General features: G+C 76.0%; 15 protein-coding genes. 7 read left to right on the top strand and 8 right to left on the bottom strand.

Annotated features, from left to right (window positions below):
- Positions 1-73: 73 nt before the first annotated feature.
- Positions 74-736, bottom strand: coding sequence for a CDP-alcohol phosphatidyltransferase family protein (locus tag UXQ13_RS04085; protein WP_225232016.1), 663 nt, complete (start codon positions 734-736; stop codon positions 74-76).
- 29 nt (positions 737-765) lie between these two features.
- Here UXQ13_RS04085 and UXQ13_RS04080 point away from each other — a divergent pair, with 29 nt between their 5' ends.
- A complete protein-coding gene (locus UXQ13_RS04080; protein WP_225232017.1) occupies positions 766-1572 on the top strand; it encodes a lipase family alpha/beta hydrolase in 807 nt (268 codons plus the stop codon).
- A 14-nt stretch (positions 1573-1586) separates the two neighbouring features.
- On the opposite strand, the gene UXQ13_RS04075 is transcribed toward UXQ13_RS04080, so the two are convergent.
- The 5 genes from UXQ13_RS04075 to UXQ13_RS04055 form a co-directional block, all read right to left on the bottom strand.
- Complete coding sequence (locus UXQ13_RS04075) at positions 1587-2369, bottom strand: hypothetical protein (RefSeq protein WP_225232018.1); 783 nt, start codon at positions 2367-2369, stop codon at positions 1587-1589.
- A gap of 92 nt (positions 2370-2461) precedes the next feature.
- Positions 2462-3274, bottom strand: coding sequence for an ABC transporter permease (locus UXQ13_RS04070; protein WP_225232019.1), 813 nt, complete (start codon positions 3272-3274; stop codon positions 2462-2464).
- Positions 3271-4188, bottom strand: a complete 918-nt coding sequence (locus UXQ13_RS04065) for an ABC transporter ATP-binding protein (RefSeq protein WP_336391849.1) — start codon at positions 4186-4188, stop codon at positions 3271-3273. Before UXQ13_RS04065 ends, UXQ13_RS04070 begins: the two co-directional genes overlap by 4 nt.
- The gene (locus tag UXQ13_RS04060) at positions 4185-5282 is read right to left on the bottom strand and encodes a transcriptional regulator (RefSeq protein WP_225232021.1); all 1098 of its coding nucleotides are present in this window, start codon (positions 5280-5282) and stop codon (positions 4185-4187) included. The genes UXQ13_RS04065 and UXQ13_RS04060 overlap by 4 nt, the downstream gene beginning before the upstream one ends.
- 68 nt (positions 5283-5350) lie before the next feature.
- The gene (locus UXQ13_RS04055; RefSeq protein ID WP_225232022.1) at positions 5351-5833 is read right to left on the bottom strand and encodes a heme-degrading domain-containing protein; all 483 of its coding nucleotides are present in this window, start codon (positions 5831-5833) and stop codon (positions 5351-5353) included.
- A gap of 52 nt (positions 5834-5885) precedes the next feature.
- Here UXQ13_RS04055 and UXQ13_RS04050 point away from each other — a divergent pair, with 52 nt between their 5' ends.
- Positions 5886-6521: a hypothetical protein gene (locus tag UXQ13_RS04050; protein ID WP_225232023.1), complete on the top strand. Its 636-nt coding sequence runs from the start codon at positions 5886-5888 to the stop codon at positions 6519-6521.
- On the opposite strand, the gene metF is transcribed toward UXQ13_RS04050, so the two are convergent.
- Positions 6488-7378: a methylenetetrahydrofolate reductase [NAD(P)H] gene (gene metF / locus UXQ13_RS04045; RefSeq protein ID WP_225232024.1), complete on the bottom strand. Its 891-nt coding sequence runs from the start codon at positions 7376-7378 to the stop codon at positions 6488-6490. The genes UXQ13_RS04050 and metF overlap by 34 nt on opposite strands.
- Before the next feature lie 96 nt (positions 7379-7474).
- Between metF and UXQ13_RS04040 the strand changes: the two genes are divergently transcribed.
- The 3 genes from UXQ13_RS04040 to UXQ13_RS04030 are packed head-to-tail and all read left to right on the top strand — an operon-like array spanning position 7475 to position 11024.
- Positions 7475-8608 carry a polyprenyl synthetase family protein gene (locus tag UXQ13_RS04040; protein WP_225232025.1) on the top strand — a complete coding sequence of 378 codons (1134 nt, stop codon included), beginning with the start codon at positions 7475-7477 and terminating at the stop codon, positions 8606-8608.
- Positions 8605-10098, top strand: coding sequence for a phytoene desaturase family protein (crtI, locus tag UXQ13_RS04035; RefSeq protein ID WP_225232026.1), 1494 nt, complete (start codon positions 8605-8607; stop codon positions 10096-10098). Before UXQ13_RS04040 ends, crtI begins: the two co-directional genes overlap by 4 nt.
- A complete protein-coding gene (locus UXQ13_RS04030; protein WP_225232027.1) occupies positions 10095-11024 on the top strand; it encodes a phytoene/squalene synthase family protein in 930 nt (309 codons plus the stop codon). The genes crtI and UXQ13_RS04030 overlap by 4 nt, the downstream gene beginning before the upstream one ends.
- 22 nt (positions 11025-11046) lie before the next feature.
- Here UXQ13_RS04030 and UXQ13_RS04025 read toward each other — a convergent pair whose 3' ends face one another.
- Positions 11047-11376: an Rv2175c family DNA-binding protein gene (locus UXQ13_RS04025; protein WP_336391848.1), complete on the bottom strand. Its 330-nt coding sequence runs from the start codon at positions 11374-11376 to the stop codon at positions 11047-11049.
- Positions 11377-11393: 17 nt separating this feature from the next.
- On the opposite strand from UXQ13_RS04025, the gene UXQ13_RS04020 reads away from it, so the two are divergent.
- Complete coding sequence (locus UXQ13_RS04020) at positions 11394-12554, top strand: alpha-hydroxy acid oxidase (RefSeq protein ID WP_225232029.1); 1161 nt, start codon at positions 11394-11396, stop codon at positions 12552-12554.
- A 93-nt stretch (positions 12555-12647) separates the two neighbouring features.
- Complete coding sequence (gene pknB / locus UXQ13_RS04015) at positions 12648-14621, top strand: Stk1 family PASTA domain-containing Ser/Thr kinase (RefSeq protein WP_225232030.1); 1974 nt, start codon at positions 12648-12650, stop codon at positions 14619-14621.
- Positions 14622-14623 lie beyond the last annotated feature (2 nt).

The following is a 14623-nucleotide window of genomic DNA, read 5'->3' as shown; positions in this document are numbered from 1 at the left end:
GGGGGGTTCGACAGGCAGGACCCGGCGTTCGAGGTGGACGTCGCCGGTGGTTCACCCGAGCGTAACGGCCTGCTCAGCCCAGGGCGCGGCGCAGCTGGAGCCCGAGCTGGCCGGTGCCCACCACGCCCAGCAGCGTCCCGACGGCCGCGCCGACGGTGACCACGAGGTCGGCGGCGCCGAGCGCGGACACCACCCCGGCCCCGCCCAGCACCATGCCGACCATCGCCACCCGGGTGGGTCGCTCCCACACCGAGATGGCGCCGGTCTCGTCGACCCCGGCCTGCCCGGCCCGGGCCCGCAGGTAGTCGGGGAACCAGCACAGCGCGCCGAAGGCGACGGCCAGCCAGGCCGGTGCGCCGGCTGCCCACAGCGCGACCGCGTAGGCCACCTCGGTGAGCCGGTCGACGGCGGAGTCCAGCACGAACCCCCGCCGGGACGCCCGCCCGCCGGCGATGGCCAGGGCGCCGTCCAGGGAGTCCAGCAGCCCCGACAGCCCGACCAGGACGCCGGCCGCGACCAGCCACACGCCACCCGCGGCGGCCGGTCCCACCGCGGCGGCGGCGACCACCAGGCCCAGCGCGGTCACCGCCAGCGGGGACACCCGGGCCAGCGGGCGGGCCAGGGTGTGCGCGATGGTCAACCAGCCGCGCACCACGGCGGAGGTCCGCGGGTCGGTCCCCCCGTGCCACTGTGACCAGGCTGTGAAGTACTCCTCCCGGGTCAGGAACGGCGGCATGGGCCCAGTCCACCAGGGACAGTGGAGGAATGCTCGCCGGCCTCTCCCCCGCCCGTCGCCGTCTGGTGCTCGGGCTGCTCGCCGCCCTCGTCGTCGGCGTGCTGGCCGTGGTCGGCGCGGTGCTGGTCCCCCGGCTCACCGCCACCACCCCGGCACCGGTCAGCCAGGCCGAGCCCGGCCCGGTCCTGCTGGTCCCGGGCTACGGCGGGTCGACCACGGGCCTGCAGACGCTGGCCGACGCGCTCACCGCGGTCGGCCGGGACGCCGAGGTGGTGCCGCTGCCCGGGGACGGCACCGGTGACATGCGGGAGTCCGCCGCCGTCCTGGGCGACGCGGTGGACGCCGCACTGGCCCGCACGGGCGCGGACAGCGTCGACGTCGTCGGGTACTCCGCCGGCGGGGTGGTCGCCCGGCTGTGGGCCGCCGACGGCGGGGCCGACCAGGCGCGGCGGATCCTCACCCTGGGCTCCCCGCACCACGGGACGACGGTGGCCGACCTGGGCGCCACCCTGGCCCCCGGCGAGTGCCCGGAGGCCTGCCGGCAGCTGACCACGAGCAGCGACCTGCTGCGGCAGCTCAACGCCGGCGACGAGACCCCGGCCGGACCCACCTGGGTCTCCGTGTGGACCGACGTCGACGCCACCGTCACCCCGCCGGACTCCGCCTCGCTGGACGGCGCGCTGGACCTCACCGTGCAGTCGGTGTGCGCCGACAGCCGGGTCGGGCACGGCCAGCTGCCCAGCGACCCGCTGGTGCAGGGCATCGTCGTCGCCGAGCTGGCGGCGGGGCAGCCGGTCGACCTGGGGCCGGCCGACTGCGCCCGCCTGTCCTCCTGACGCCCGCCCGGACCTCAGCGCCCCAGCGCGGCGCGGATCCGGGCGACGGCGATCGGGCCGACCCCGTGCAGGGCCAGCAGGTCGGCCTCCGGGACGGCGGCGACCGCCTCCAGCGTCGTGAGCCCCGCCGCCCGCAGCGCCCGGGTGGCCGGTGCGCCCACGCTGGGCAGCGGCGTGCCCGCCGGCGGCGCGGCCCGCTCCGGCACGGGTGACCCGGCGGCCCGCAGCGCGGCGTCGACCACCGCGGCGCCGCGGGTCGACAGCCGGTAGCCGATGTCCAGGGACTCGGTGAGGCCGAGCTCCTTGAGCTTGCGGACGTCCCGCTTGAACTCCGCGGTCGGCCGGCCCAGCTCGTCGGCCAGCTCGGGTGCCCGGCGCTCCGGGTGCGCGTCCACGATCGTCAGCGTGGCCGCCGTCCAGGGGCCGTTCGACGAGGCGCGGTCCAGCCGGTCCAGCCGCGCCTGCAGGTCCGCGACCTCCTCGGCGCTGGGCGGGGTGCGGCGCAGCACGGCCCGCGGGTCCTCGCCGGCGAAGCGGACGCCGACCCGGAACACCGGCCGGTCCGGGTTCGCGGCCAGCCCGCGCTGCAGGGCGGCGAGGTCGGTCGCCCCGGCGCGGCGGGCGTCGTCCTCGGTCAGCCCGTCGGGGTCCACCTGGTCGACCGAGGTGACCTCGACCAACCCCACCCGGGTGCGCATGCGGGTGCCCACCAGCAGCCGCGGCCGCTCCCACCGCCGGAACGCCAGGTCGATCCGACCCGCCACGACCTCGTCCAGTTCGACCGGGCTGATCCGCACGGCCAGAGGATAGGGGTCTTCCGGTGGCGGTCCGGCCTCGTCCCGAGGCTCGCGGCGAGCGTGCTCGTCGTGAGGAGGACGTGGTCCTTCCCTTAGGAGGTGATGTCCTTCGTCGTGAAGTTCGCCCACGCCGCACCCAGCAGCACGACCACGTAGACCGCCTGAAGCCCCAGCCCGCGGGCCACGTTGCGCCACTGGATCGGGTCGCGGAAGAAGTCCACGAAGCTCAGCCAGTACCGGGTGGGCAGGTAGGGCGCGATGTCCGAGGCGGCGTCCAGGGTGAACAGCAGCGAGGAGCCGATCAGCACCGCCAGCGCACCGAGGGTGGCCAGCTGCGGGGAGTCGGTGAGCGTGGAGAAGAACATCGCGAACGCCGCGACGCCCAGCATGGAGATGGTCACGTAGCCGATCGACAGCAGCGTCCGGCCGGCCACCTGCTCGGGGGTCAGCGAGGTGCCCGAGACCGCGGTGGTCGCGCCGAGGGACTGAACCTCGAACAGCGCCGTGCCCACCACGTAGCCGACGGCCGCCACGATCACCACCGTGACCAGCACGAACACCACGATCGCGACCAGCTTGGCCACCAGCAGCCGGGTGCGCCCGGCCGGGCGGGCGAGCAGGTAGCGCAGCGTCCCGCCCTGCGCCTCGCCGGCGACGGAGTCCCCGGCGACGACCGCGACGGCGATCGGCAGGAACAGCGGCAGCACGATCGCCAGCGCGGCCAGCGGGAACAGCGTCCCGTTGGTGAGGACGGCGGACAGGAACGCCGGGCCCTCCCCCGGGCGCGGCGCCAGGTCGGTGACCTTGAGCAGCACCGCGACCAGCACCGGCAGGCTGTTGAGCAGCGCGATGGTGATCCAGGTGCGGGGCCGGCGGAACAGCTTGCGGAGCTCGACGGCGATCACGCGGCCACCCGGTCCCCGGAGCCGGTCGCCGCGGCGAGCACGACCTCCTCCAACGTCGGTCGCTGCAGCACCAGCCCGGTCACCGGGACCCCGGCCCCGACCAGCGCGGTGTTGACCTCGGCGGGGTCGCTGCCCCGCACCACCAGCCGCTCCCCGTCCGAGGTGAGCACCCGGTCGCCCAGCACCCGGGCGGCCTGCGCCGGGTCCGTGGTCGTGACGACGGTGGCGCCGGTGGGTGCGGTCAGCGTGGCCAGGTCGTCCTGCAGCACCATCCGGCCGCGGTCGAGCACGCCGACCCGGGTGGCCAGCTGCTCGATCTCGGCCAGCAGGTGGCTGGAGACGAAGATCGTCGTCCCGGTGCGGTGCAGGTCAAGCAGCAGCAGGCGGATCTCGTGGATGCCCTGCGGGTCCAGCCCGTTGGTCGGCTCGTCCAGGACGAGCAGGTCCGGACGGCGCAGCAGCGCCCCGGCCAGCCCCAGCCGCTGCCGCATGCCCAGCGAGTAGCCCCGGACGGCGCGCTTGCCCACCCCGCCGAGCCCGACCTGCTCGAGCACCTCGGCGATCCGGGCCTTCCGGGTGCGGCGGGACCCACCGGGTCCGGCGGCGTCCAGCAGCGAGAGGTTGGCGGTGCCGGACAGGTGCCCGTAGGCGGCCGGGCCCTCGATCAGGGCGCCCACCCGCGGCAGCACCTCCCGGGCCGCCTTCGGGATCGGCCGGCCGAGCACCTCCACGGTGCCGGCGGTGGGCAGCACGAGCCCGAGCAGCATCCGCACCGTGGTGGTCTTGCCCGACCCGTTGGCGCCGAGGAAGCCGTAGATGTCCCCGGCCCGCACGTCCAGGTCGATGCCGTCCACCGCCCGCACGGCGCCGTAGGCCTTGCGCAACCCGTGGGTGGCGATGACGGTGCCGCTCATCGGTCGGTCTCCTGGATCTGCTGCGCGGCGGTGGCCAGCGCGTCGAGGGTGACGGTGCCGGCGAGCAGGTAGGTGCCGCTGCCGCCGTCCCGGGTGCTGGTGCCGGCGACCATCAGCGACAGCGGGCCGGCCGCGATGCGCACCCCGAGGTCGTCGACGACGGCGCCGGGGGTGGCCGCGAGCTGGCTGCGCAGCGAGCCGGCCGCCCGGCCGGGCAGGGCGCTGACGGCCAGCACGGTGATGCCCGAGCCGTAGGCGCCGATCTGGTCGGGGACGCCCTCGACGGTGCGCCGGTCCAGGCCGGCCAGGGTCGCGGGCAGGTCGGCCCGCTCCTGCCGGCCCAGGTCGACGTCGGTCAGGTCGCGGTCGGTGGTGACGTCGGCGTCCGGCGGCGGGTCGAACGCGGTGGTGGCGGCGTCCGGCGTGGCCAGGTCGAGGTCGAGGAAGCGGGTGTCCAGCGCCGGGATCGAGGTGTCCGCGCTGCGTACCACGACCCTCAACGGCAGCCCGGTGGTCGGGTCGGCCCAGATGTCCACCGCGGAGACCGAGGCCGCCTCGGCCGCCGGGGTGTAGCGCAGCCCGACCGCGTCCACGCCGGCCACCCGGGCCGGGTCGATCCGGGTCAGCTCGGCGTCGGTGGCCTCGCTGAGCAGCCGTCGGCCCAGCGCGCTGGGCAGCAGGTCGGGTGCGGCCGGCAGCGCCAGCGGCGGGGCGTCGCCGCGGCTGGCCCGCTGGTCGGCGTAGTCCCAGGTCCAGGTGCCGGCGGCGTCGCGGTGCGTGCCGGTCTCGCCGGTGGTGGTGACGACGTCCACCCGCCAGTCCTCGGCGCCGCGGTACCAGGCGCGCAGCGAGGTCTGGTCCGACAGCAGGTCGGCCACCCCGGTGAGCGCGTCGGACACCGGGAGGGTGAGCCCGCCGGTGGAGACGGCGTAGCCGGAGAAGGCGACGTCGTCGCTGGCCAGCACCCGGTCGCGCAGGTCGGTCGCTGCGACCGACGCGTCGTCGGCCGGCAGCGCCTCGAAGACGGCGGGCAGGGCGACCAGGACGGCCAGCCCGAGGGCCACCACGGCCCAGCGCCATCCCCGTCGGACCATGGCCCCACCGTACGACGGGACGACGGGGTGCTGCCGCTTTCAAGCAGTTCGCACATCGTCCCCACAGGTCACCGCGCCAGGAACAGCTCCAGCGCCTCGACGGCCAGCGCGTGGTCCTCGGCCTGCGGCAACCCGGAGACGGTCAGGGTGCCGACCACCCCCGCGCCGGCCACGGTGATCGGGAAGGCCCCGCCGTGCCCGGCCATCCGGGTGGCGTCGATCCAGGGCGCGTCCTCGAACGCCTCGCCCCGCGCCCGGGCCTGCAGCCCGGCCAGGAACGAGCTGGTGCCGAGCTCGCGGACGGTGGCCACCTTGCGGGCGATCCAGACGTCGTTGTGCGCGGCCGTGCCGGCCAGCGCGGAGTGGAACAGCTGCTGCTGGCCCCGGGTGATGTCGACGGTGACCGACAACCCGCGGTCCCGGGCCAGGCCGACCACCAGCGATCCCAGCGCCCAGGCGTCGTCGTGGGTGAAGTGCTCGAGCACGAGCCGGCGCTCCTGGTCCTGCACGGCGGCGATCAGGTCGGCGATGTCCTCGGGTGCGTCGGTCACCGGGCGATCGTCGCAGAGCGGGCCGGTCCGGTGGCCGCTAGCGTCGGTGGCCGTGGCGCCCCCCATCACCGACGCCGTCGTCGTCGACGTCCTCCGCCGGGTCGACCGCCTGTGGGCCCCGGTGGTGGCCCGGCTGGACCGGCCGCCGGCGCTGCCCGAGGCGCAGCGCGCGGAGTGGTGGGCCGAGAACGTCTCCCGGGTGGTCGCCGTGGCCTCGGCCGCGCCCCGGTTCGCCGGCAAGCTGGCCGACCTGCTGCCGCTGCAGAACACGGTGGGTGCCGCCGTCCAGTCCCTCGTCGTGCTGGGGGTGGCCGCCGAGCACGGGACCACCGACCCGGCGGCGCGGGTCGCGCTGCTGGCCCGGGTGCTGCTGGACCGGCCGCTCACCGCCGAGCAGGTGGAGCCGCTGCTGGTGCGCCGGCGCGGCGCCTACGCCGATGACGTGCTCGGTGCCGTGGAGCGGAGGCAAGGTGCCGCCGGGATCACCCGCACGCTGTGGCGGGTGGCCCGGCTGCTGGCCCGGATCGACGACGCCCTGGACGCCCGGCCCAAGGGCGGGCTCGGCGCCCGCGCACTGTCCAACCTGCCGGTCGTCGGCGTGGTCGGCGGCTACCGGGCCGAGCGCGTCGGCCTCCGCCGCGCGGCCCAGCAGGCCTATACGGCGTTGACCGGGACCAGGCGGGAGTAGACCTCACGGGTCGCCGTGGAGCGGTTCATGGTGATGAAGTGGATGCCGGGCACGCCCTCGGCCAGCAGCTGCGCGCACATGTCGGTGGCCACGTCCACGCCCAGGGCCCGCTGCACCGCGGCCGGCTGGTCGGCCACCGCGTCGAACCGCTCGGCCAGCTCCCCCGGGAACGCCTGGCCCGACAGCTGCACGATGCGGGCGATCTGCTTGGCGCTGGTCACCGGCATCACCCCGGCCAGCACGGGGACGTCGCAGCCGCGGGCGGCCACCCGGTCACGCAGCCGGAGGTAGTCGTCGACCCGGAAGAACATCTGGGTGATCGCGAAGTCCGCGCCGGCCCGGCACTTGGCCACGAACATGTCCACGTCGGTGTCCGGGTCCGGCGAGCGCGGGTGCGACTCGGGGAAGGCCGCGACCCCGACGCCGAAGTCGCCCATGGACTTGACCAGCTCGACGAGCTCCGCGGCGTACTGCAGCCCGTCGGGGTGGGCCACCCAGTCCGCCTGCGGGTCGGCGCCCGGCGGGTCGCCGCGCAGCGCCATGACGTTGCGCACCCCGGCCGCGGCCAACCGGCTCACCACGTTGCGCAGCTCGGCGACCGAGTGGTCCACCGCGGTCAGGTGCGCCAGCGGCAGCATCGTGGTGTCGGTGGCGATCTGCTCGGTCACCGCGAGGGTGCCCTCGCGGGTCGAGCCGCCGGCCCCGTAGGTCACGGACACGAACGAGGGCGCCAGCCGCTCGAGCTCGCGCAGCGTCGTCCACAGCTGGGCCGCGCCGGCCTCGTCCTTGGGCGGGAAGAACTCGAACGACCAGGTCGGTCGGCCCTCGTCGATCAGGTCGCGCACGGTGCCGGTCACACCTGGACAGGGTACGGGGGCGCACGCCGCACCCCGGAGCGGACGGCGAGTGGATCACGATGAGTGCCGACCGCCCGGACCGGTCATACTCGTACGGTGACTGCAGGCACCCGGGCGAACGGATCGACCAGCGCAAACGGCGCTGACCAGCACGCGGCGGCCGCTGCGGCGGACCTCGCGCGGGTCCGCGCGGCCGTCAGCGAGGCCCTGGACGCGTTCCTGCTGGAGAAGCGGGCCGTGCTCGCGGCGATGGACGCCCAGCTGGTCCCGGTCATCGAGGAGGTCGCCGCGGTCGCCGAGGGCGGCAAGCGGCTGCGGCCGGCGTTCGCCTACTGGGGCTGGCGCGGGGTGGCCACGGCGCACACCGAGGACGACGCCGCGGTGCTGCGGGCGGTGGCCGCGCTGGAGTTCGTGCACGGCAGCGCCCTGGTGCACGACGACGTCATGGACGCCGCGACCACCCGCCGCGGCCGGCCGGCCACCCACATCGGCTTCGCCGACCGGCACACCGCCGCCGGGCTGGAGGGCAGCCCCGAGCTGTTCGGCACCGGCGCCGCGATCCTGGTCGGCGACCTGGCCCTGGTCTGGTCCGACGAGCTGCTGCGCCGCTCGGGCATCTCCGCCGAGGCGCTGGCCCGGGCCCGCCCGGTCTGGGACAGCATGCGCACCGAGGTCACCGCCGGCCAGTACCTGGACCTGCTGCGCGCCGCCGGCGGCCTGCCCGGCCCCGAGGGGGCGCTCAAGGTGGCCCGCTACAAGAGCGCCGGCTACACCGTCCAGCGCCCGCTGCACCTGGGCGCGGCGATCGCCGACGCCGGCCCCGAGGTCACCGACGCCTACACCGCCGTCGCGCTGCCGCTGGGCGAGGCCTTCCAGCTCCGCGACGACGTCCTCGGTGTGTTCGGCGACCCCGCCGTCACCGGCAAGTCCGCCGACGAGGACCTGCGCGAGGGCAAGCAGACCCTGTTGGTGGCGCTCACCGCCACCGGCACCGACGACGCCGGCCGGGCCCTGCTGCGCAGCGTGCTCGGCGACCCGGCCGCCGGGGCGCCCGAGCTGGACTCGATCCGCGACCTGATGCGCAGCACCGGCGCGCTGCAGCAGGTGGAGGACCGCATCACCACCCAGACCACCGCCGCCCGCGAGGCGATCGCCGAGGCCCCGGTGCTCGACGAGGCCCGGGCCGCCCTGGACGCCCTGGCCGTCGCGGCCACGAGCCGCACCACGTGAGGACCGTCCCCGGACGCACCGACCGCGTCGTCGTGGTCGGTGCCGGTCTCGCCGGCCTGTCCGCGGCCCTCCGGCTGCGCGGTGCCGGCCGCGAGGTCACCGTCGTCGAGCGCGGCCCGCAGCCCGGCGGGCGCGCCGGCCGGGTCGAGCACGCCGGCTACGCGCTGGACACCGGCCCGTCGGTGCTGACCGCCCCCGGCCTGATCCGGGACGCGCTGGCCTGCGTCGGCGAGACGCTGGAGGACCGGCTCGAGCTGCTCCCCCTGGAGACCACCTACCGCGCGCAGTACGCCGACGGGTCCACCCTCGACGTGCACGCCGACCCCGAGGCGTTCGCCGCCGAGGCCGAGCGGGTCTGCGGACCGGGCTCCGGCGCGGAGGTCCGCGCCTACCTGCAGCACATCCGGGACCTGGACCGGCTGCAGTGGGACGTCTTCATCGACCGCAACCTGGACTCCCCGCTGGACCTGGTCGGCCGGCCGATGGTCGAGCTGGCCCGCAAGGGCGGCTTCGGCCGGCTGGCCCCGCACGTGGACAAGCGGCTCACCGACGAGCGGCTCCGCCGGCTGTTCAGCTTCCAGGCCCTCTACGCCGGGGTGTCCCCGTTCACCGCGATCGCCGCCTACGCGGTCATCGCCGAGCTCGACATCGGCAAGGGCGTCTGGCACCCGGTCGGCGGCATCCACGCCGTCCCGGCCGCCCTGGCCGCCGCCGCGGCCGCGGCCGGCGTCGTGTTCCGGTACGACACCACGGTCGCCTCGCTGGACATCCGCGGCGGTCGCGCCGTCGGCGTCCGGCTCGAGGACGGCGAGCTGCTGCCCGCCGACGCCGTCGTGGTGACCGTGGACCGCCCCGACACCCTGGTGCCCCGCCGGGCCCGGAAGGTGAAGCCGGTCTACTCCCCCAGCTGCGTGGCCATCCACGTCGGCGTCCGGCAGGAGTTCGCCGACCGCGCGCACCACACGATCAGCTTCGGCGCGTCCTGGCGGGAGGTCTTCACCGAGCTGACGCAGACCGGCCGGCCCATGAGCGACCCCAGCCTGCTGATCTCGATGCCCAGCAAGACCGACCGGACGCTGGCCCCCGAGGGCGGCCAGGTCATCAGCATCGTGGCGCCCACCCCGAACCAGGACCGGCACTCCGGCGGCAACCCCGACATCGACTGGGCGGCGCTGGGTCCGCGGTACCGCGACGAGGTGCTGCAGACCATGGAGGCCCGCGGCTGGACCGGGCTGACCGGCTCCATCGAGGTCGAGGAGATGCTCACCCCGCAGGACTGGGCCGACCAGGGCATGGCCGCGGGCACCCCGTTCGCCCTCGCGCACACCTTCGCCCAGACCGGCCCGTTCCGGCCCTCGACCTACCCCCGCGGCGGGCTGGAGAACGTGGTGCTGGCCGGCTCGTCCGTGCAGCCCGGCGTCGGCGTGCCGATGGTGCTGGTCAGCGGTCGGCTGGCCGCCGAGCGGATCACCGGGAAGGTCCCCGCGTGACCTCGCTGCAGACGAAGCAGGCGCAGCTGGACGAGGCCTACCGGGTCTGCCGGGGCATCGCCGCCGAGCACGGCAAGTCCTACTTCCTGGCCACCCGACTGCTCACCCCCGACCGGCGGCCGGCGATCCACGCGCTCTACGCCGCCGCCCGGGTCGCCGACGACATCGTGGACGTCGGTGCCGACCTGCCCGGCCGCGACCCCGACGGCGAGCTGCTGGCCTGGTCCAAGGCCGCGCTGGAGGAGGTCGAGGCTGGCTGGTCCGACGACCCGGTCCGGCTGGCCCTGGTGCACACCGTGCGCCGCTACGACATCCCGCTCGAGCACTTCGTGGACTTCCTGGCCGCGATGACCAGCGACCTCGACGTCACCGGGTACGCCGACCTGGCCGCCCTCGACCGGTACATGTGGGGCTCGGCGTCGGTGATCGGCCTGCAGGTCCTGCCCGTGCTGGGCACCGCGCGCGGGGTCAGCCGCGAGGAGGCCGCCCCGCACGCGATCGCGCTGGGCGAGGCGTTCCAGCTGACCAACTTCCTGCGCGACGTCGCCGAGGACGTCGACCGCGGCCGGGTCTACCTGCCTGAGGACATGATGGCCGCGCACGGCGTCACCCGGGAGCAGCTGGCCGCCCGCGAGCACACCCCCGGCTTCACCGCCCTGATGCGGGACATGGTCGACGTCGTCCGCCGGCGCTACGACGACGCCGCCCCCGGGACGGCGATGCTGGCCCCGGAGTCGCGGGACTGCGTGCGCGCGGCCACCGACCTGTACGGCGGCATCCTGCGGGAGATCGAGCGTGCCGGGTACCGGGTGCTCGACGGCCGGGTCCGGGTGTCCAGGCCGCGGCGTCTGGCCGTGTTCGCCCGCCGGTTGACCGCCGCCCAGGTGGCCCGGGCACGGGTCGGCCTCGCCCGCTCGGGCGGCTAGCCCGACCCGGCCGGGCGCCGGGTCAGAAGGCCAGTGCCTGGGCCCGGCGGGTGACCTCGGTGTGCCGGTCGTCGCGCAGCGCCTGCACCGGGGTGCCCGGCAGCGACTCGTCCTCCCGGAACAGCCAGTCCCACGCCTCCTGCTCGGAGAACCCGCTGTCGCCCAGCAGGGTCAGCAGGCCCGGCAGGTGCCGCAGCACCTCGCCGTCCTGGATGACGTCGACCGGGATCTTGCTGCGCCCGCTGCCCGGCAGCGCGAGGAGCCTGCCGTCGTTCACCAGCTGCCGGACCCGGTTCGGCGACACGCCGATGAGCTTGGCGACCTCTTGGGGGGTGTAGAACTCCACGCCCATGAGCTTAGGTCGGTCCCGTGACCAGCCTGACCCAGCGCCTCCGCGGACCCGACGAGGACCCCCAGCCCGACGACCCGGACCGCGAACCGCCCTACCTGGACCTCGACCGGCTCGAGGCCCGGGCACGGGAGACGCTGGAGGCCTCGGTCTACGACTACTACGCCGGCGGGGCCGAGAGCGAGACCTCGCTGACCGAGGCGCCGCAGGCCTGGCGGTCCTGGCGGCTGCGGCCCCGGGTGCTGCGCGGCACGACGGCCGACCTGGCCACCACGCTGCTGGGCAGCCCGGTGGCCACCCCGCTCGGCGTCGCCCCGTGGGCCTACCAGGGCATGGCCCACCCCGACGGCGAGCTGGCCACCCGGCGGGGCGCGGCCGAGGTCGGCGCCCTGATGACGGTGTCCACCAGCGCGAACCACACCGTCGAGGAGGTGGCCGCGGCAGCGCCGGCGTCCCCGGCCTGGTTCCAGCTGTACCGGCAGCACTCCCCCGAGCACACCGCCGACCTCGCCCGCCGGGCCGGCGACGCCGGCTACCGCGCCCTGGTGCTCACCGTCGACCTGCCGGTGCTGGGCCGCCGGCGCCGTGACCTGCGCCGGGACTTCGCCCTCCCGGCCGGCCTGCGGATGGCCAACCACCCCGCGCCCGACGACCGGCCGCCGCTGTCGGCGAACGCCCACCCCAGCTGGACCTTCGACGACGTCGGGCGGTACGCCGAGCTCAGCGGGCTGCCGGTGGTCGTCAAGGGCGTGCTGCGCGGGGACGACGCGGTGGCCTGCGTCCGGGCCGGCGCCTCGGCCGTCTGGGTGTCCACCCACGGCGGCCGGCAGGTCGACCTGGTGGTGCCCAGCGCCCACGCGCTGCCCGAGGTCGTCGACGCCGTGCGCGGGGAGACCGCCCCCGACGGGTCCGACGTCGAGGTCTACGTGGACGGCGGGGTCCGGGCCGGCTCCGACGCCCTCGTCGCCCTCGCGCTGGGCGCCCGGGCCCTGGGCGCCCGCGCGGTCTTCCTGGGCCGGCCGGTCGTCTGGGGCCTGGCCACCGGGGGCGCCGACGGGGTCGCCGGCGTGCTGGCCGGCCTGTCGGCGGAGCTGGCGCACGCCATGACGCTGTGCGGGGTCGCCGGGCCGGCCGACGCCACCCAGGACCTCGTCGTCCGGGCCGGCTGGCTCCCCCGCTGAGGTGCGCGCCGACGTGACGGGGTCCGCGACGGGTGACGCAGGCCCCCGCGTCGCTGGGCCTGGGTGCTGGCCCTCGCTCGTATGCTCGCACCCGTGGACACGACCGTGACCGACCCCGTGCTGGGGCTGGTCCTGGAGGGGCGCTACCGCCTCGAGGAGCGCATCGCGCGCGGCGGCATGTCCACCGTCTACTCCGCCACCGACCTCCGGCTGCACCGCGAGGTGGCGGTCAAGGTGATGGTCGAGCACCTCGCGCACGACCCGGCCTTCGTCGACCGCTTCATCCGCGAGGCCCGCGCCGCGGCCATGCTCAGCCACCCCAACGTGGTCGGCGTCAGCGACCAGGGCAGCGACCAGGGCCTGGTCTACCTGGTCATGGAGCTGGTCCGCGGCCGCACGCTGCGCGACCTGCTGCAGGCCCGCGGCCGGCTGACCGTGGGCGAGGCCTTCGCCGTCCTGGAGCCGGTGCTGTCCGGGCTGACCGCCGCGCACCGGGCCGGGATCGTGCACCGCGACATCAAGCCCGAGAACGTGCTGATCTCCACGTCCGGCCAGGTCAAGGTGGCCGACTTCGGGCTGGCGCGAGCCGTGGCCGGCACCGGGCACACCAGCCACACCGGCGGCGTGCTCATCGGCACGGTGGCCTACCTGTCCCCCGAGCAGCTCGAGCGCGGCCGCTCCGACGCCCGCTCCGACGTCTACGCCGCCGGGGTCGTGCTCTACGAGCTGCTCACCGGCCACCCGCCCTACGCCGGGGACACCCCGTTGGCGGTGGCCTACCAGCACGTGCACCACGACGTGCCCGCCCCGTCGCTGGAGACGCCGTCGGTGCCCTGGCAGGTCGACGAGCTCGTCGGGCGCACCACCCGGCGCGACCCCGGTGCCCGACCGCTGGACGCCGGCGCCTTCCTCGCCGAGATCGAAGACCTCCGCCGCGACCTCGGCCTGGGCCGCACCCCGGTGCCGACCGGCCGGGCCAGCACGACCACCACCACGATCCGCCCGGTCAACCGGGCGACCGCGGCCCGCGCCGGCGACGACCCGCGCACCGAGGTCATCTCCGCCGCCCGCGCCTCCGGGCGGACCGCGATGGTCCCGATGCCGCCCACCGGCGCCGTCGGCGGCCGTCGTCCCCCGCACCCGACCACCCCGCGCCCGCTGCCGCGGGTGGGGGTGTCCGACCACATCCGGCGCCGGCGGATCCGCTTCGGCGTCACCATCGTGCTGCTGCTGGCCGTCACCGTCGGCGCGGTCGGCTGGTGGCTGGGCTCCGGGCGGTGGACCGACGTACCCGCCGTGTCCGGCCAGGGCCAGCAGCAGGCCATCGGCTTCCTGCAGGAGGCCGGGCTGGACCCGGTGGTCACCGAGGTGTTCAGCGAGGACGTCGCCGCCGGCACCGTCATCTCCGCCGACCCCGCCGACGGCGCGCGGATCATCATCGGCAGCGACGTGCAGCTCAGCGTCTCCAAGGGCCCCGAGCGGTTCACCGTGGACGGCGGCCTGCTCGGCCAGCCCGCCGACGACGTCCAGGCCACGATCGAGGGGCTGGGCGCCGACCTGCAGGTCACCCGGACCACCGGCCGCAGCGACGACGTCGCCGCCGGCGCGGTGATGGCCCTGGACCCCGCCCCGGGCACCGAGCTGCGCCGCGGCGACACCGTCACCCTGCAGGTCTCCGAGGGACCGGCCACCGCCGCCGTCCCCGACCTGGTCGGCAGCGACCCCGACGACGCCGAGGCCACCCTGGCCGCGCTGGGCTTCGAGGTCGAGCGCACCGAGGGCCGCAGCGACGCCGTGTCCGCCGGCCAGGTGGCCGCGGTGTCCCCGGACGGCACCGAGACCTTCGGCGCCACGATCACCCTGACCGTGTCGGTCGGCCCGGTGCAGGTCAGCGTGCCCAACGTGGTCGGCCAGTCCAAGGACGCCGCCGTCGCCGCGCTGGAGGCGGTGGGGCTCGAGGCCTCGGTCACCCAGTTCTTCGGCGACACCGTGCTGCGGCAGACCCCCGCGGCCGGCGAGGTCGTCGACCCCGGCACCTCGGTGACCATCCTGGTGACCTTCGGGTGATC

The sequence above is a fragment of the Klenkia terrae genome (assembly GCF_037083865.1).
GTDB lineage: Bacteria > Actinomycetota > Actinomycetes > Mycobacteriales > Geodermatophilaceae > Klenkia > Klenkia terrae.
Note: the sequence above shows the minus strand (reverse complement) of the source record. Positions and strands in the feature narration are given on the sequence as shown.